11 protein-coding genes are annotated in these 16,516 nt (G+C 68.8%); 6 read left to right on the forward strand and 5 right to left on the reverse strand.

Going from position 1 to position 16,516, the window contains the following annotated elements; all coding sequences use genetic code 11:
• The first annotated feature begins 61 nt into the window (after positions 1-61).
• Genes IPI67_21830 through IPI67_21845 form a run of 4 tightly spaced genes read left to right on the forward strand, consistent with a single transcriptional unit; the run spans position 62 to position 4,114 of the window.
• Complete coding sequence (locus tag IPI67_21830; GenBank protein ID MBK7582820.1) at positions 62-1,126, forward strand: ABC transporter ATP-binding protein; 1,065 nt, start codon at positions 62-64, stop codon at positions 1,124-1,126.
• Positions 1,123-2,409: an ABC transporter substrate-binding protein gene (locus IPI67_21835; GenBank protein MBK7582821.1), complete on the forward strand. Its 1,287-nt coding sequence runs from the start codon at positions 1,123-1,125 to the stop codon at positions 2,407-2,409. The genes IPI67_21830 and IPI67_21835 overlap by 4 nt, the downstream gene beginning before the upstream one ends.
• Positions 2,409-3,275 carry a sugar ABC transporter permease gene (locus IPI67_21840; GenBank protein ID MBK7582822.1) on the forward strand — a complete coding sequence of 289 codons (867 nt, stop codon included), beginning with the start codon at positions 2,409-2,411 and terminating at the stop codon, positions 3,273-3,275. Before IPI67_21835 ends, IPI67_21840 begins: the two co-directional genes overlap by 1 nt.
• Entirely contained in the window at positions 3,245-4,114 is an 870-nt protein-coding gene (locus IPI67_21845) for a carbohydrate ABC transporter permease (protein ID MBK7582823.1), read from the forward strand. Before IPI67_21840 ends, IPI67_21845 begins: the two co-directional genes overlap by 31 nt.
• A 51-nt stretch (positions 4,115-4,165) precedes the next feature.
• On the opposite strand, the gene IPI67_21850 is transcribed toward IPI67_21845, so the two are convergent.
• Positions 4,166-5,542: a protein kinase gene (locus IPI67_21850; GenBank protein ID MBK7582824.1), complete on the reverse strand. Its 1,377-nt coding sequence runs from the start codon at positions 5,540-5,542 to the stop codon at positions 4,166-4,168.
• A gap of 180 nt (positions 5,543-5,722) precedes the next feature.
• Complete coding sequence (locus IPI67_21855) at positions 5,723-6,400, reverse strand: hypothetical protein (protein MBK7582825.1); 678 nt, start codon at positions 6,398-6,400, stop codon at positions 5,723-5,725.
• A gap of 159 nt (positions 6,401-6,559) precedes the next feature.
• On the opposite strand from IPI67_21855, the gene IPI67_21860 reads away from it, so the two are divergent.
• Complete coding sequence (locus tag IPI67_21860; GenBank protein ID MBK7582826.1) at positions 6,560-7,579, forward strand: hypothetical protein; 1,020 nt, start codon at positions 6,560-6,562, stop codon at positions 7,577-7,579.
• A 161-nt stretch (positions 7,580-7,740) separates the two neighbouring features.
• Positions 7,741-10,572 carry a hypothetical protein gene (locus IPI67_21865; GenBank protein ID MBK7582827.1) on the forward strand — a complete coding sequence of 944 codons (2,832 nt, stop codon included), beginning with the start codon at positions 7,741-7,743 and terminating at the stop codon, positions 10,570-10,572.
• A gap of 274 nt (positions 10,573-10,846) precedes the next feature.
• Here the strand turns inward: IPI67_21865 and IPI67_21870 are convergent, their stop codons facing one another.
• From IPI67_21870 to lon, 3 genes are read right to left on the reverse strand one after another with little or no spacing between them, the layout of a single operon-like run.
• Positions 10,847-11,776, reverse strand: coding sequence for a hypothetical protein (locus tag IPI67_21870; GenBank protein MBK7582828.1), 930 nt, complete (start codon positions 11,774-11,776; stop codon positions 10,847-10,849).
• A complete protein-coding gene (locus tag IPI67_21875; protein MBK7582829.1) occupies positions 11,773-14,046 on the reverse strand; it encodes a tetratricopeptide repeat protein in 2,274 nt (757 codons plus the stop codon). Before IPI67_21875 ends, IPI67_21870 begins: the two co-directional genes overlap by 4 nt.
• A gap of 32 nt (positions 14,047-14,078) precedes the next feature.
• Positions 14,079-16,487 carry an endopeptidase La gene (lon, locus tag IPI67_21880; GenBank protein MBK7582830.1) on the reverse strand — a complete coding sequence of 803 codons (2,409 nt, stop codon included), beginning with the start codon at positions 16,485-16,487 and terminating at the stop codon, positions 14,079-14,081.
• Positions 16,488-16,516 lie beyond the last annotated feature (29 nt).

The raw sequence follows: 16,516 nt of genomic DNA on the forward strand, positions 1-16,516 counted from the left end.
CTGAAGCCGGGAGTTTTCCCGTATATCAGCGGCAGGCCCCCTCGCTAGGGCCGGACCGCCCATGGCCACTGACGTCGTCCTCGAGCACCTGTCACGCCGCTTCGCAGGCAGCGAGCGCCCGGCCGTCGATGACGTGAGCCTCACGGTCGAGGCAGGCGAGGTCGTCAGTCTGGTCGGGCCGAGCGGCTGCGGCAAGAGCACGACGTTGCGCATGGTCGCGGGTCTGGACTTCCCCGACAGCGGTCGGGTGTCGATCGGCGGCAAGGACATGACCCGGGTCCCACCGCAGGCCCGAGACGTCGCGATGGTGTTCCAGGGTTTTGCCCTCTACCCACACATGCGCGTGCGTGAGATCATGGCGTTCCCGCTCAAGATGCGCGGGGTGCGCGCGGCGGAGCGCGAGGCGACGGTGCAAAAGACCGCCGACCTGCTCGGCATCGGTGGACTGCTCGAGCGTCGCCCGGGCCAACTCTCGGGAGGCGAACAGCAGCGGGTCGCCATGGGTCGCGCGATCGTGCGCAAACCCGCCGTGTTTCTGTTCGACGAACCGCTCTCCAATCTGGACGCGGCGCTCAGAGCCGAGCTGCGCGTCGAGCTCGGCAAGCTGTTGCGACGCCTCGAGGCAACGGCGCTGTACGTGACCCACGATCAGGCCGAGGCCATGACGCTGTCGAGTCGCATCGCCGTCGTGCGCGCGGGGCGGCTCGAGCAGGTGGACACTCCACGACGGATCTACGAAGCGCCTGCCACCGCGTTCGTTGCGGGGTTCTTCGGCGCTCCGCCCATGAACCTGATCGACGCCACCCGCACCGGCGAGCGGCTTCGGGCGGGTGCCTTCGAGCTCGCCGCCCCGGCCGACGCCCCGGCCAAGTTGATCTTGGGGATCCGCCCCGAACACATCCGGGTCGGAGTCGAGGCAGAGGCCCTGACAATGCGCGCTCCCGGCAAGATTTCCCTGTCGGAGCCCCATGGCAGCGAGACCCATCTCGAGGTGCTCTCCGAGTCGGTGGCGTTGCGCGTGAAGGTCAGCGGTTTCGAGGCACCGGCGGTCGGCAGCAGCGTGACGATCGGGTTCGATCGAAAGCACGTGCACTGGTTCGATCGCGAGACCGGGAAAGCCACGTGAGGCGGTCCCGCGGCCTCAGTCGACGCGACTTCTTGCGCGCAACGGCCCTCGCCGCGACGGCGAGCAGCCTCGGCTGTTCCGTCTCGGACGGGCCTCCGGGTCGCAAGTCAGCCGCGCTCTGGTTCACCTACGGCGGCAAGAATCGCGAGGTGCTCGAGGCACTGGTGAAGCGCTTCAACGAGTCGCAGAGCGAACACTTCATCCGCGCAATCTACCAGGGCGACTACTTCGAGGGGCTCGCCAAGCTGCGCACCGCGATCGCCGCGCGCCGGGCGCCCGCGCTCTCCCACGTCGTGGGCGAGGTCGTGCCGTATCTGGCGGAGGCCAACGTGCTCGAGCCGCTGGACGACTACCCGGGGGCGCACGACTTCGGGATCGTCGATGCGCTCGGGCAGCGCGGTTCGTGGGTCGGCGGCGCTGACCGCCCGCTCGTCACCCTGCCCTTCAATCGCTCGACCCCGATTGCATACTTGAACGGCACGCTGTTCGCTGAGCGCAAACTCGAGGCGCCCAAGACCTGGAGCGAGCTGAGAGAGACCGCTCGCGCCTTCAGCGAGACGAGCGCGGGGCGCACCATCCGTTATGGCTTCGGCTGTCCCATCGACTGGTGGTTCTGGGCCGCGCTGGTCGGGCAGGCGGGTGGCAACGTGGTCGAGGACGACGGCCGGGTGACTCTCGGGGGTGAGGCCGGGGAGCGGGCCCTCGACTTCTGGAAGACGCTCGCCCTCGAGGACCGCAGCATGAAGCCGCCGCCCGGGCGCGACTACAACGCCTGGGAGCAGACCAATCAGGATTTCCTGGCGGGTCGCGTTGCGATGATCTGGACGAGCACGGCGTTCCTCAAATACCTCGAGCAGAATGCGCCGTTTCCTGTCGTGGCCGCGGCGCTGCCGGCCGAGCAGCGCCGCTCGGTGCCGACCGGTGGCACCCACTGGGTGATGCTCCGGAGCGCGCCCCGAGAGAAGAAACAGACCGCCTGGGCCTTCCTCAGGTTCATGCACGAGACCGAGAGCGCCATCACCTGGGCAACCCGCACGGGATATCTGCCGGTGACAAAAGCCGCCGTGGCGAAGCTCGAGGCCGACGGTCATTACCGGCAACATCCCAACGACCGCGTTGCGCTCGATCAGCTCGACGTCGCGCGACCCTGGCCCTGGTCCCCGCAGCTGTTCCGCGTGCAGCGTGAGATCGTACAACCGCGGCTCGAAGGGGCGGTGCTCGGCGGACGCGACTCCCACTCGGCCCTCGACGAGGCGCGCAGCCTGGCCGCGAGGTGGCGCTGATGCGACCGAGTCGACGCTTCGACCCCTGGTGGATGCTCGCGCCGACCCTCTTGCTGCTGGTGCTGTTCTTCTTCTTGCCGCTGCTGCAGGCGGCCAAGAGCAGCCTCTACGAGTGGGATCTGCTGACGGAGCCGCGCTACGTCGGTCTGGACAACTACCGCGCGCTGGTTGCATCGGGCGAGCTGCAGAACGCCCTCGGCACCACCCTCGTCATGAGCCTGATCGTGGTGACCGGTTCGATGGGCCTCGGGCTCGGGCTGGCCCTCGCGCTCAACCGCCCGACGCGATTTGCCGACTTCGTCCGCAGCGCGATCTTCAGCGCCTACGTCGTGTCTTGGGTCAGCGTCGCGCTGCTCTGGTTGTGGGTGCTCGACGCCGATGCCGGCGCGTTCACCGCGCTCTGCCGCGCGCTCGGCGTGCCCACGACCAACTGGCTCGGCAATCCGAAATCGGCGCTGTACGCGCTATCTGGCGTGACAATCTGGAAGATAGCCGGCTACTCGATGGTGCTGTTTCTGGCCGGCCTGCAGGACATTCCCCAGGCGCTCTACGAGGCCGCTGCGCTCGATGGCGCCGGCGCTTGGCAGCGTTTTCGCAACGTGACATGGCCGCTCTTGCGGCCGACGGCGGCGTTCGTCGGAACGACCAGCTTGATCATCAGCTTCCAGGTCTTCGACGTGGTGCGGGTGATGACCCAGGGCGGGCCGGTGCGCTCGACCAGTGTGTTCGTGTACGCCATCTACGAGCAGGTCTTTCTCAACCTGCGGGTCGGCCGCGCCAGCGCGTTGACCGTGGTCTTCTTCGTGCTGTTGCTCGGGCTGACGGCGCTCCAGCTGTGGGCGTGGCGCAAGCGAGGTGCGGCGTGAACGCGCGCGAGACACGCCGGCTAAGCAATCCGATCACGGACGCGCTGATCAACCTGGGGCTCGGACTCGTGGCGCTGATCTGGCTGCTCCCCTACCTGTGGATGCTCTCGACCAGCTTCAAGACCTTGCCGGAGATCGTGCGCGCGCCGACGGCGCCGCTGCCGGCCGGCCTCTCTTTCGAGGCCTACCGCGCCGTGCTCGAATCGATGCCACTCGACCGTTACTTCTTCAACACGACCGTGATGGCGCTCGGCATCGCGCTGCTCCAGATCGTGGTGGCGTTGCCGGCGGGGTATGCACTCGCCAAGCTCGAGTTCACCGGGCGGGGCGTGGCTTTTGCGCTGGTGGTCGCCACGCTCTTGATCCCGGCGCAGGTGCGCTTCGTCCCGGTGTTCGCTCTCCTGGCGGACGTGGGGCTGGTCAACACCATGTCGGCGTTGATCCTGCCGTTCGGCGTCAGCGCCTTTGGCACCTTTCTGATCCGACAGGCGCTGGCCAGCGTGCCCAATTCGTTGATCGAGGCGGCACGCATGGATGGCGCGAGCGAGCTCCGGATCGTGTTCGGTCTCCTGGCCCCGATGCTGAAACCGACGCTGGTGTCGTTCTTCCTGTTCAGCTTCGTCTATCACTGGAACGACTACTTCTGGCCGCTCGTGATGACGACGGACGATCAGGTCCGGACGTTACCGCTCGGCATTGCGCTGTTGCGCGAACAAGGCACCGGCGTCCGCTGGCACATCGTGATGGCGGGCAACGTCGCGCTCTCGGCCCCCGCGCTCTTGGTGTTTGCTCTGGCGCAGCGGCACCTGCTGCGGGCCGTCGCGTCCAAGGGGCCGTGACTCATGCGAGCGGGCGCCGCTCGGTAACGGCCGGGTTGAACTCGATCGACTTCAGTACCCGAAGTCGTCCGGTTTCGGCTTGGTCGTCGGTTTGGTGACGGGTTTCTCGACCGGCTTGGTGACGGGTTTCTCGAGCGGTTTTTCCACTGGCTTGGTCACGGGCTGGGTCACGGGTTTACCCACGACCGGCTTCGCGCCCGTCTTGCCCGGCTCGGGCTTGTCGGGCTCCGCGACCGTCTCGGGCTCCGCGGAGGCGACGGGCGCTGGATCCGGCGCGGCCGCCGACTCCTCCGGCTTGGCGCTCTCGACCTCCGGCAGCTGAGCCGCGATGTCGACGTCGGTGCTTGCGGAGGTTGCGAGCTCCGGCTCACCACCCCCGCGGGTCGCGAGCTTGAACGCGGCAAAGGCGCCGCCCGCCACGAGCACGAACGCGACCGCTCCGAGCGCGGCGAACAGCGGGACCTTGCTGCTCTGCATCGGCGGCTTGAAATCGTCACTGCTGCTGGACCAGACGGCCCCGTTGGCGGTGCCACCGTGGCCCGGCGGCGGCATACCGGCCGCGGGCAGAGGGGCAGCCGGGGGGATCACGACGTCGGGCGAGGGACCGTGGCCGATCTCCGGGGGAATCGTGACCGGACTCCCGCCCTGAGCCCAGGCATCGATGGCGGCGACCAGATCGTCCGCCGACTGGAAACGGTGGGCGACGTCCCGGGCCATCGCCTTGTACACGATGGACTCGAACGCGCGATCGATGTCCGGCACGACCTCGGTCAAGGGCGGGGGCGTCGACAGCACGATCTTGAACAGCAGCTCGTTGAACGTCTCGGCGTCGAACGGCTTCGCTCCGGAGAGGGCCTCGTACATGATGACGCCCATGGCGTAGACGTCACTCCGGACGTCGATGTCGCGGCTGCCCTTGGCCTGCTCCGGCGACATGTAATACGGCGTGCCCATCACCGCGCCGGTGCGCGTCATGCTCATGTCGCCGGTGAGCGCGTGAAACTTCGAGATCCCGAAGTCGATGATCTTGACGAAGTCTGGTGTGCCCGCCTTCTCGCGCAGGATGAACAGGTTGTCAGGCTTCAGATCGCGATGGATGATGCCGGCGCCATGCGCAGCCCTGAGGCCCAGGAGCGCCTGACGGATCAGCGGCGCGACCTGCCCGGGCGTCAGGCGCCCGCAGCGTTCGATGCGCGCGCCCAGCGTCTCGCCGTCCAGGTACTCCATGACGATGAAGCGCTCACCGCCATCGAGCGTCCCCAGGTCGAGGATCTCCAGGATGTTGTCACTGCCGATGCGGCCGGCGGCCTGCGCCTCTCGCTCGAAGCGAGCCACGGCGTCTTCGTTCTGCGCGGCGGCGGCGTGCAGCACCTTGATGGCCACACGGCGACTGATGCGGGTGTTCTCGCCTTCGTAGACCTCGCCCATCCCGCCGACCCCGATGGGCCGGACGATCTTGTATTTCCCCTCGATGATCGTGCCGGGTTCGAACACTCGGATCCTCCGCCTGAGAGCCCCGGAGTCTACACCGCCGCCCGGCGCCGGGCACGAAAGGCTCGCCCGGGCAGGGTGAAAGTCGCGGAATCCTCGGCAGGCGGCCGCCCCCGGTCACAGCTCTTTGTCGATGATCGAGCGCAGAATGGAGGCGGCATGCGACTGCGCGGCGTCCTTCCAGCCGAGCAGCTCGACGCTCCCTTCGACGATCGCGACCCAGGCGTTGGGCTGTTGGCTCAAGTAGTGAACCACCCGGCGTACGCGATCGTAAGGCACGGTCGAGCGGACGATGGACGGCAGCCCGTTATAGATGAGCAACGCACAGTCCTCGATGGCCATGTGCAGGCGATCCGGCGGTGTCTTGGCGATGGCGCCGTGGGCGTGCCCGACCAGGCGGACGACCCGCATCACCTGGCGCGGGGACACGCCGCCCATGGTGTACGCATACCAGGCTCGTTCAATGGCGGCCCGCTCGAACGCATCGGCTTCTCCGCGCTGGATGCAGGCATCGAAGGCGTTGGACATGGCGCGGGCGGCCCGCATCCACTCCGGCGCGTCCCCCTGCATGGCGGCCAGCGGGACGGTCTGGGATCGCCCGCGCAGCGACTCGGCGCCGCTCGACTCCGGGATCTCGTAGCGCGCCAGCTCGAGGAGCTCCTCGTTCGGCGGCGCGTAGGCCGTCATCAGGTTGGACGGATCGGCCGGCAGCACGGGGCGCTCGGAGGGGCGCATCACCAGCGTGGCCTGGTTGTCGTCGTGGATCACCGGCCCGCGCCGGCCCGGATTGGACACGAGGCCATGGTAGCCGATCGCCCCTGACCTGTCGGGCGCAAATCCTGAGAAGTGGCCGGGCGCTGACCCCGTTTGTTCCACTCTACCCCCACGCCTGCGCGTTGATGTAGGCTGCCGCCCATCATGATGGTGAAAACGCGGAGTACGTGGCGCGCTCGGATGACTGCCGGGCTCGTGGCAACGGTGATGGCGGCGCAATCCAGCCTGGCGTTCGGCCAGACCGACGAGGAGCGCGCGGGCGCTCGCGCCGCCGCCAGCGAAGGTTCGAAGGCGTTCGGCGAGGCCCGCTGGGCCGATGCCATCGATCTCTTCACCCGAGCTCAGACCCTGGTCAAAGCGCCGCCGCACCTGCTCTACATCGCGCGGGCGCACGAGAAGCTCGGGCAGCTGGTCAAGGCGCGGGAAGCGTACCTGCAGATCAAACGCATGAAGCTGGCGGATGACGCGCCGGGGGCCTTCAAGGAGGCGCAGCAGTCGGCGGAGACGGAGCTCACAGCCCTCGAACCTCGGCTGCCGTATGTGACGGTGAACGTGCAAGGTGCCGGTGGGGCTCAGGTCCGGGTGACCATGGACGGAGTGCAGATCCCGGCGGCGCTGGTCGGCGTTCCGCGGCCGGTCGATCCGGGGGCGCACAAATTTCAGGCGTTTGCGAAGGACATGGAGTCGCCCGTCGCAGAGGTCACGGTGGCCGAGGCTGCGAAGGAGAACGTGGCTCTGACCCTCGAGGCCAAGCCCGGGGCGAGCGCGGGCGCCGCCGCTGGCCCGGACGCGGCAGCGGGGGGCGACGACGCGAAGAAGGACGGCGGCGGCGGGTCGAACGCGATGAAGATCGGCGGCTACGTCGGGCTGGGAGTCGGTGTGGTCGGGCTCGGACTCGGCACGATCTTCCTGCTGCAAGCGTCGAGCAAACGCAAAGACGCGGACGCTTTGTGCGACCTTCCCGGCGGGAAATGCCCCGACAACAAGGCTGGCGAAATCGACTCCCTGGACAAGGACGCCAACAGCGCCTCGACCCTGGGAGTGGTGAGCATGGTCGTCGGTGGCATCGGGGTTGCCGCGGGGGTGACGCTGCTGGTCTTGAGCTCTTCCAAGGGCTCGAGCTCGGCAAAGGCCCACAAGGCACCCACAGTGGTGCCCTGGGTCGGATACAAGAGCGCGGGCGTCCTCGGGCGCTTCTGAGTCGAGCCCCGGGCGAAAACCTCGGACCTGGCGAGCTGCTGATATGGTAGCTTCCGGAACAGTGGGCAGGCTGGAGGTCTCCGGACCGAGGCGTGTCTCCGTGCTTCGCGTCTCAGTATTCGTACCGAACTCACCGTGCTCTCCGCAGCCCGAGGTCGCTCATGAAAATCAAACTAGCGTTCAACGTGATGTTCATCGCCGGAGTCACGCTGCTGGCGAGCGCGGCGACTCCTGGCTGCAGCGGCGACAGCCGGAAGTTCTCCGACTCCACCGGTGCCACGGGCGGAGCGGACGCATCGGTGGGCGGAGGCGGCACGGGCGGCAGCGGCGGAGCGACGGGCGGCGCCTCGGGCAGCGGTGGCGTGTCCGGCAGCGGTGGCGCGGCGGGTAGCGGTGGCGCGGCCGGCGCATCGGGCAGCGGCGGCGCAGCGGGTAGCGGTGGCGCGGCGGGCAGCGGCGGTACCGCGGGCAACGACGCCGGCGACGGTGCGGCGGGCTCCGATGGCGGCTCGCTGTGCGGCAACGGCGTGGTCGACTCGGGTGAAACCTGTGACGACGGTGGCACCAACGATTGCGGCAAGTGCAACAAGGATTGCACTGGCCCGGGCACCGGCTCGGTGTGCGGTGATGGCCTCGTGTGTCCGGACACCGAGAAGTGCGATGACGGCGGGACGAATGACTGCGGCGCGTGTCTGGCCGACTGCTCCGGTCCCGGTACGGGCTCGACCTGCGGTGACGGTCAGGTCTGTCCCGAGACCGAGAAGTGTGACGACGGCAACAAGACCGCGTGCGGCTCTTGCGACGCGACCTGTACGGGTCCGGGTACCGGCTCGATCTGCGGCGACAACATCGTGTGTCCCGACACGGAAAAGTGCGACGACGGGCAGACCAACGACTGCGGAGCCTGTAATGCCAGCTGTTCCGCCGCCGGCACCGGCGTGAGCTGCATCTGCGGCAACGGCAAGATCGACCCGGGCGAGACCTGCGACGACGGGGGCTCCAACGACTGCGGGCCCTGTAACGCGACCTGCACGGGCCCCGGCACGGGGTCCAAGTGCGGTGACGGCACGGTCTGCCCCGAGGTCGAGAAGTGCGACGACGGCTTCACCTCTGCTTGCGGCACTTGCAACGCGACCTGCAGCGGCCCCGGCACGGGCTCGATCTGCGGGGACGCTCAAGTTTGCCCTGACACCGAGACCTGCGACGACGGCGGCACCAACTCGTGTGGTGCATGCAACAACAACTGCACCGGGCCCGGCACCGGCTCGAAGTGCGGCGACAGCGTGGTCTGCCCGGACACCGAGAAGTGCGACGACGGCTTCACCACGGCGTGCGGAGCCTGCAACGCCGACTGCAGCGGGGCCGGCAGCGGTGCTGCGTGTGGTGACGGCGTGCTGTGTACCGACTCCGAGAAGTGCGACGACGGGTTCAAGACGGACTGCGGCGTGTGCAACAAAGATTGCTCGGGCGCCGGCACCGGCTCGACCTGCGGCGACAACGTGGTGTGTCCGGACTCCGAGAAGTGCGATGACGGGCAGACCAACGATTGCGGAGCCTGCAACGCGAAGTGCTCGGGTGCGGGCACCGGAGTCAGCTGCATCTGTGGCAACGGAGTGATCGACGCCCTCGAGACCTGCGACGACGGTGGCACCGACGACTGCGGACCGTGCAATGCCACCTGCACCGGACCGGGCAAGGGCTCGGTCTGCGGCGACGGGGTGGTCTGCCCGGAGACCGAGAAGTGCGACGACAAGAACACCACGGCTTGCGGCGCTTGCAACGCCACCTGCAGCGGTCCGGGCACGGGCTCGGTATGTGGCGACGGCCAACTCTGCCCCGACACCGAAGCGTGTGACGACGGCGGGACCAACGACTGCGGACCCTGCAACTCGAAGTGCACTGGCGCGGGCACCGGCTCGAAGTGCGGTGACAAGGTGGTCTGCCCGGACACCGAGGTGTGCGACGACGGGTACAACACCGCCTGCGGCGCGTGTAACGCGACCTGCACGGCCAACGGCAGCGGTTCGTACTGCGGCGATGGCTCGCTCTGCCCCGACACCGAGATCTGCGACGACGGCTTCGTCGACAGCTGCGGTGCGTGCAACGCGACCTGCACGGGTGCCGGTACGGGGCAGGCCGCAAGCGTCTGCAACCGCGGCTGCGCCGATGGCACGCCGGAGAACGGCTACATGGGTGGCATGGTTGGTTGCGGGGGGACGCTCGACTTCAGCAGCCGGGCCAAGGCCTGCGCCGGAGGCTACGTCGCCTGCTCCTCGGCCCAGTGGAACAACCAACACGGCGAAGCCGGAGCGTCGCACCACTACTGGACGAACAACCATCTGAACTACGACAACGGGCCAAACTTCGCTTGCGTGGTCACGACCAAAACGACCGCGAACCTGTGCACGACGGCGCCGGCCCACGTCTGCCACAGCGTCAAATCCGGCACGAGCGTCGACCCCTTGGGTAACAAGTGTGACAACTACGGTTGTGGCTACGGCAACGCGACGGACAACGACTACCTGGGCGGGTGCAACAACACCACCGCCGGAACCCTGTGCTGCCCGGTCATCACCTGCGCCGATAACACCGTCGAGCAGGCCTTCATCGACGGCATGATCGGCTGCTCGGGGCAGGTCACCTTCGACCAGCGGGCCACCCTCTGCGGCGCGGGTAGCCACGTCTGCACTGGTGCCGAGTGGGTCGCAAGGTTCGGGGCCCAGGCGCCGACCTACCACTACTGGACCAATGACAACCTGAAGTGGAGCGGGGCGAACCAGAGCTGCACGGCGTCGACGACAGTTGGCGCTGACTGTGGAGCCACCACGCCGATGCGGATCTGCGCGCCGACCAACAACGGTGGCGTGGCCTACGACCCCCTGAACAACGCCTGCAACTGGACCAACTGCGGGCTCGATTCGGCAGCCCCGAACGAGTTCTTCGGCGGCTGCGCCGGCAACACGACCGCCGGCACGCTCTGCTGCCACAACTGAGCTGGCTTCGAGGAGGGGCGGCCGCACGTCGGGTGCGCCGCCCGGACTGCCCAGCCGGGACCGGCGGCGGAAGCGTCGCGTGGCGTTCGCGGGAAGACAGAGCGTCGGCGACACGCTCTAGAGCGCCGAACAGGTTGAACGTCGTTTGTTTTCCGGGACTTGCAAGGTGTTCGGCGCTCGCGCGCGGAGCGCGCACGGCCGAAGGGCCGGGGGTTTGGGGCGCAGCCCCAACGTAAAGGTCCTAGAACACGAGCAGCGCAAGCTGATCGGTGTTCTAGAGCAGCGTCTCGTTCAGCACACGGGCGGACACGACGCGGCTTGCGCGAGCGCCGATGTCCGCGACGTCGAACTCGGCGCCGGGGCCCTTGGCGCGCACGCTGTCGCCGGGTCGCGAGCCGCTCGGGAGCTGCACCTTGGCCTCGACGCGGATGCTGACTCGAAGACCCCGAGCGCCCCGAGGGACACGCAGCCGCCGCGTCGCGAGCGCACGGGTCAGCGCAGCTCGAACTCGGGTCCACGACGCTCCGCCGCGGGCTTCACTCAGCGTCACTGCTTGCACCTTGCCGTCCGCGTCCGTGTCCACGACGAAGGTCGCGGTCCCCTCGGCAGGCCCGAGAGAAATTGCGGCGCTGCGGGCGTGCGTGGCAATCAGACCGCCGCGGGCTAGGCCTCTCTCGCGGTCCCGAGCCTCGAGCTCCGCACCGAGCCCCCCTGCGGTCTCCGCACCGCTCTTCCAGCCCTGCGTGCGCGGGCGATCGGGGAGCGCGGGGCGCATCCACAGGCCCCCCAAGCCGAGCTCGAGGGGCCGCGCGGCCCTGGGGTTTGGCTCGCCGGAGGTGTCCGTCGTCTGCGCGACCGCGGGGCCCTCGCCGCTCGATGACCCAGCATCGCCAGCGCTCGACCGCGAGCTCAGCGCGACCTGAGGCGAGCCGGCCGTCCGCGGTACGTCGGCAGTCTCCGGCACTCGAAGGGGCGCGGCCGTCACCGTGGGTCGGGGCAGCGCGGGGGATGCTTCCGGGGTCGGCTCGAAGGACAGCTCGTAGACCACCGGTGCGGGCGGCGCGGGCGGTAGCGGTCCGGGTGGGGCCGACCGGACCGCAACCGCCACCAGCGTGTGGAGCCCCGCCGCGAGGGCAAGGCAGGTCGTGAGCGGGCGGTCCATCGGCAGCTTCGTCTTGGTTGCGCCGGCGACCGCGCGGATCATTGGGCGCCGCAGCGCCGCGCCAAGCGCCCGAGACCCTCGCGGGCGGTGGGTGCAATCCCTGGGAGAGCCCGATACCGCGCCAGCGCCTCCCGCGCCCGAGCGCGGTCCTCCAGCACACAGGCGACCATCAGGCGCATGCGCAGCGCCTCCGCCTCGACCCGCGGCAACGTGAGCTTCTTCGACAGCGCGGCGTCCAGGCGTCGCGCTGCTTCGGGGTAACGGCCACCCTGATAGAAGTTTCGTCCGAGCAGATACTCCGGCAGGCCGTTGTCTGGCTCGGCCACCGCCCACTCACCGAGGCGCGCCGCCGCTTCGCCGAAGTCGCGACCGAAGCGCAGATCTCCGACCAGGAGCGCGGCGATCGCAGCGCGGCCCCGCTCACTCATGGCAAGGGCCTTCACATCGAGCGTTCGCAGGTGGTCCTCGTCGGCGACCGAGCGCTCGATGCGCCGGTAGCGTTCGGCTGCCGCGGGCGCGTCTCCAGCCTGCAGATCGAGATCGGCGATCGACTCGTCGGCGGTCATGCGGAGCACGCTGTGCAGCTTCTCGTCGTTCGCCAGCTCGGCAAAACGACGACGTGCGTCGCTCAGGTCCCCTGCCCGTGCGGAGCAGCTGCCGAGCCCGACGCGCGCGCCGAAGTGTGCGGGGTCCAGCGAGAGCACGCGTTCGAAGCGTTCGCGCGCCCCGGTCACGTCCCCTTGCCCGAGGTGCCCATGCGCCTCGCCGAATACGCTGTCCACGACGTGCGGGCACTTGCGTCCAAAGATGGCGGGGCGATCGAAGCGCGCTCGCGCTGCCTCGCGGGCGGGGCCCGACAGCTCGAGCCCCGCGAGGGACGCCTGCCAGTCTCGCTCGAGTGCGCCGAGATCCCTGCCGCCGGTCACCGCTTCGAGGGGTTCTCCCGCATACCAGCGACGGACCGCCGACGCGCCGTGGGCCTGCCTCAGCCACTCGACGAACGCGCCGGCAACCGTGTACGCCTTGCTGCTGTTCTCCCCCAGGAAGCTCAGCCGAAATACCGAGGCCAGGGGGGGCAAGAGCCCGAGATCTTGCATGGCACGCGACCACTCTTGCAGCGACAGCTCCGGATCGTCCGAAGGCGTCGCGGCGGTGGCCACGCCTTCGATACGACCGGGGTCCGGGATCCAACCGCCGGCAGGGCCGCTGACCAGAAACGGTCCGGCGCCAAACCCGCCAGCGATCACGTGCGCGAGCTCGTGTCCCAGCACCGGGTGCGGGTAACGCGCGAACTGCAGGTAGATCTCTCGGCGCCAGGGCTTGGCAATGTAGGTGCTCGCCGCGCCCATCAAGCGGCCCTTTTGCTCCTCCGACTCGAACAAGAGCACGCTGATTCGGTCGGGGCCGCGCGCCTCGAACCAGGCTTCGATCTCCCTGACCTGTGCGTCACAGTCCCGACCGAGCACGGCGGCCTCGCGCTCGGGGATGCTGGGCGCGTAGATGATCTCACAGCGCTCGGTCGTGAGGGAGCGCTCGAGCTGGAGGCGAATGCTGCGCGCGGTGCTCCAGTGTCCGAGTGTGGGTCCCGAGAGTGAGATGAAGATCGACCCCGCGAGGGCGGCGACTCCCGCCAACGCGAGTCCCGGTCGCCCACGCCCGACGAGTCGGACGCGGGCCTCGTCCGCGTCGAGATGGAAGAACAACGCAGCGGCGGAGAGCAGCGAGAACAACGAGCCGAGGCGATAGCTCTCGAGGCGGTCGACGGGCTCGATCACGGTGTCGTAGAGCGGTCCGGCGAAAAAACCGAAGAACGGGTCGAAGGCAAAGACCATCGGGCTCGACCAGAAACGCCAGAGACTGATGCCAATGCTGGCGATGGGTGCGCCCAAACTGAGGCTGAGCGCACAGAGCAGGCGGCTCTGCCGCCGTGATACCTGGCGCGCGAACAACCCGGCCGCCGCCCCCCAGGCACCGCCAACCAACGTGCCGACCCCGGGCCCGAGGGCAAACACCGCGACGCCTCCGGGCAGATCACAGAACCCCACCCGGACGCCGTGCAGAACACTGAGCACGAGCCCGAGCCCCGCCAGCAAGAGCCCGGTGACCAGACCGCGACTGAAGGCTTCGAACGGAGCGCTGCGCGTCCCGGACACCTCGAGCGCCGTCGCGACGGCAGCGGTGCTCGGCAGGACGACGCCGGCTAGCAGCGCGGCCTCGTACCCCGGGCCGCCGAACAGGGGCAACCAGCCGCTCAGCAGGCACACGCCGCCGCCGACGCCGAGAGCGACGACGCGCGCTTTGGACTTGTGCACGTCGACCCCCGTGCGCGAAACGGGCTCGCGGCTCAGGGCCTCGCCTCGCCGCTATCCGCCGGCGGGATCGAACGATCGGAGAGCGGGCCTCGCTCCTCCGGGGGGGCGAGCACCAGCGCCAGGACCTCGTCCACGCGGTGCACGAAGTGGATCTGGAGATCACTCTTGATCTCGTCGGGGACCTCTTCCATGTCGCGCTCGTTCTTGGCGGGCAACACCAGCGAGCGCATGCCCGCGCGGTGCGCGGCGAGCACGGTCGACTTGATGCCGGAGACGGGAAGAATGCTGCCGCGCAGTGTGAGCTCGCCGCTCATGGCGACGTCGGGTTTCACCGGCACGTCCAGCAAGAGCGACGCCACCGCCACGAAGATCGGGACGCCGGCGCTGGCCCCATCGCGGGAGGAGGCGGCCCGGGGCAGGTGCACGTGGAGATCGATCGTCTTCAAGAACTCCGGGTCGAGCTTCAAGAGCTCCGCCTTCGAGCGCACGAACGACAGCGCGGTCGCCGCGGCCTCTTTCATCACCGCCCGCAGCCCGCCGGTGACCGTGATCTCACCCTTGCCCGGCATGCGCGTGACCTCGACCAACAGCAGCTCACCGCCGCTCGCGGTGACCGCGAGCCCCGTTGCGGCTCCCGGCGCCAGGCGGCGTTCGGCGATCTCGGGATCGTACTTGTGCGCACCCAGCACCGTCTCGACCCACTCGCGGTTGACGTCGACGTTCTCGACGGGACGTCCCTCGGCCAGGCGCACCGCCGCGTCCCGGCAGACCGCGGCGATCTCGCGCTCGAGGCCCCGGACTCCGGCCTCGCGGGTGTAAAAATCGACGATCGTCTCGACGCCCTCTCGGCTGAACGCCAGGGTCTCCGGCTTCAGGGCGTGTTCCTTGAGCTGCTTCGGGACCAGGAATTTCTCGGCGATTGCCCGCTTCTCACTGCGTGTATAGCCCGGAACCTCGATCACCTCCATGCGGTCACGGAGCGCCGCGGGAATGTTGTCGAAGTAGTTCGCCGTCGCCAGGAACATGACCTCGGAGAGGTCGAAGGCCACGTCGATGTAGTGGTCGACGAAGGTGTTGTTCTGTTCCGGATCGAGTACCTCGAGCAGGGCCGCGGCTGGATCGCCGCGCATGTCGACGCCCATCTTGTCGACCTCGTCGAGCACCAGGACCGGGTTGCGGGTGCCCGCCTTCTTCAGGGCCTGAATGATGCGTCCGGGGAGCGCTCCGACGTAGGTGCGGCGATGTCCACGCACCTCGGCTTCGTCACGCACGCCGCCCAGGGCGATGCGCCCGTAGCGCCGTCCCATGGCCCGGGCGATGGAGCGGCCAAGGCTGGTCTTGCCGACACCAGGTGGGCCGACGAACAGCAAGATCGGCCCCTTCTTGTCCCGGCGCAGCTGCCGAATGGCGGAGAACTCGACGACGCGTTTCTTGACGCGGTCGAGCCCGAAGTGATCCTCGTCGAGGCAGCGGCGCACCTCGCGCACGTCGAAGCGGTCGCTGGTGGTGCGATTCCAGGGCAAGTCCGCCAGCCACTCGACGTAGGTCCGGGTGACCTGGAATTCGGCCCCTTGCGGCTGCATGCCGGAAAGGCGTGAGAGCTGTTTGCGCGCGACTTTGTCGGCCTCCGGCGGCAGCTCCGCCCGCGCGACTCGCTCCCGCAGCTCGTCGATTTCGTCGTCGTCGCCCGCCTCGCCGAGCTCTTCGCGGATGGTGCGCATCTGCTGCCTCAGCACCAGATCGCGCTGCGAGCGGCTCAGCTCTTCCTGCACCATCGCGGTGATCTCACCCTTGACCCGCAGCACGTCGAGGTGGCGCTCCACGACGCCGAGCACGATCTCGATGCGGCGCCGCACGTCGACGGCCTCCAGCACCCGCTGCCGGAAGCTGATCTCCGCCTGGTCCTCCGGCAGGTTCGACGCGATCAGATCGGCGAGCGCACCGGCGTCCTTCACGTTGTCGAGGATGCCGGCCGTCTCCTTGGGCAAATTGGGCAAGAGCGCGAGCATGCGGCGGGTGGCGTCGCGCAGGCGGTTCGGAAGCTCACCGAGCGTGGCCTCGTCCGCATTCTCGTCGCCCAGCCGCACGATGTCGGCGCGCATGTAGGGCTCGAGCCCCAAGCTCTGATCGACCCGGAAGCGCCCGATGCCGTTCAGGACCACGCTGTAGTTGTTGGGCCCCAGCCGGATGACCTTCACCAGCCGCGCCAGGGTGCCGACCTCGTACAGATCTTCGAAGCCGGGCTCCACGGTGTCCGCGTCCCGCTGGGTGAGCACACCGACCAGGGCGCTCTCCCTGCCGACGAGCTCTTCGACCAGGCGGACGCTGCGCGGCCGGCCGACGTTGATGGGAACCACCGACATCGGGAACAGGACCGAGTTGCGCAGTGGAACCACCGCGATGCGCTCGGTACCCTGGGGCTGCGGCGGGACGGGCGCCATACCCCGCACACTAGTACGCCTCGGGGGCT

This window comes from Myxococcales bacterium, from assembly GCA_016706225.1.
Taxonomy (GTDB): domain Bacteria; phylum Myxococcota_A; class Polyangia; order Polyangiales; family Polyangiaceae; genus JADJKB01.

Excerpts from the sequence above, each read along its gene's own strand:
- IPI67_21830 (MBK7582820.1), top strand. The coding sequence starts at position 62 with ATGGCCACTGACGTCGTCCTCGAGCACCTGTCACGCCGCTTCGCAGGC.
- IPI67_21840 (MBK7582822.1), top strand. The coding sequence starts at position 2,409 with ATGCGACCGAGTCGACGCTTCGACCCCTGGTGGATGCTCGCGCCGACC.
- IPI67_21850 (MBK7582824.1), bottom strand. The coding sequence starts at position 5,542 with ATGGGCGAGGTCTACGAAGGCGAGAACACCCGCATCAGTCGCCGTGTG.
- IPI67_21860 (MBK7582826.1), top strand. The coding sequence starts at position 6,560 with ATGACTGCCGGGCTCGTGGCAACGGTGATGGCGGCGCAATCCAGCCTG.
- IPI67_21865 (MBK7582827.1), top strand. The coding sequence starts at position 7,741 with ATGAAAATCAAACTAGCGTTCAACGTGATGTTCATCGCCGGAGTCACG.
- IPI67_21870 (MBK7582828.1), bottom strand. The coding sequence starts at position 11,776 with ATGATCCGCGCGGTCGCCGGCGCAACCAAGACGAAGCTGCCGATGGAC.
- lon (MBK7582830.1), bottom strand. The coding sequence starts at position 16,487 with ATGGCGCCCGTCCCGCCGCAGCCCCAGGGTACCGAGCGCATCGCGGTG.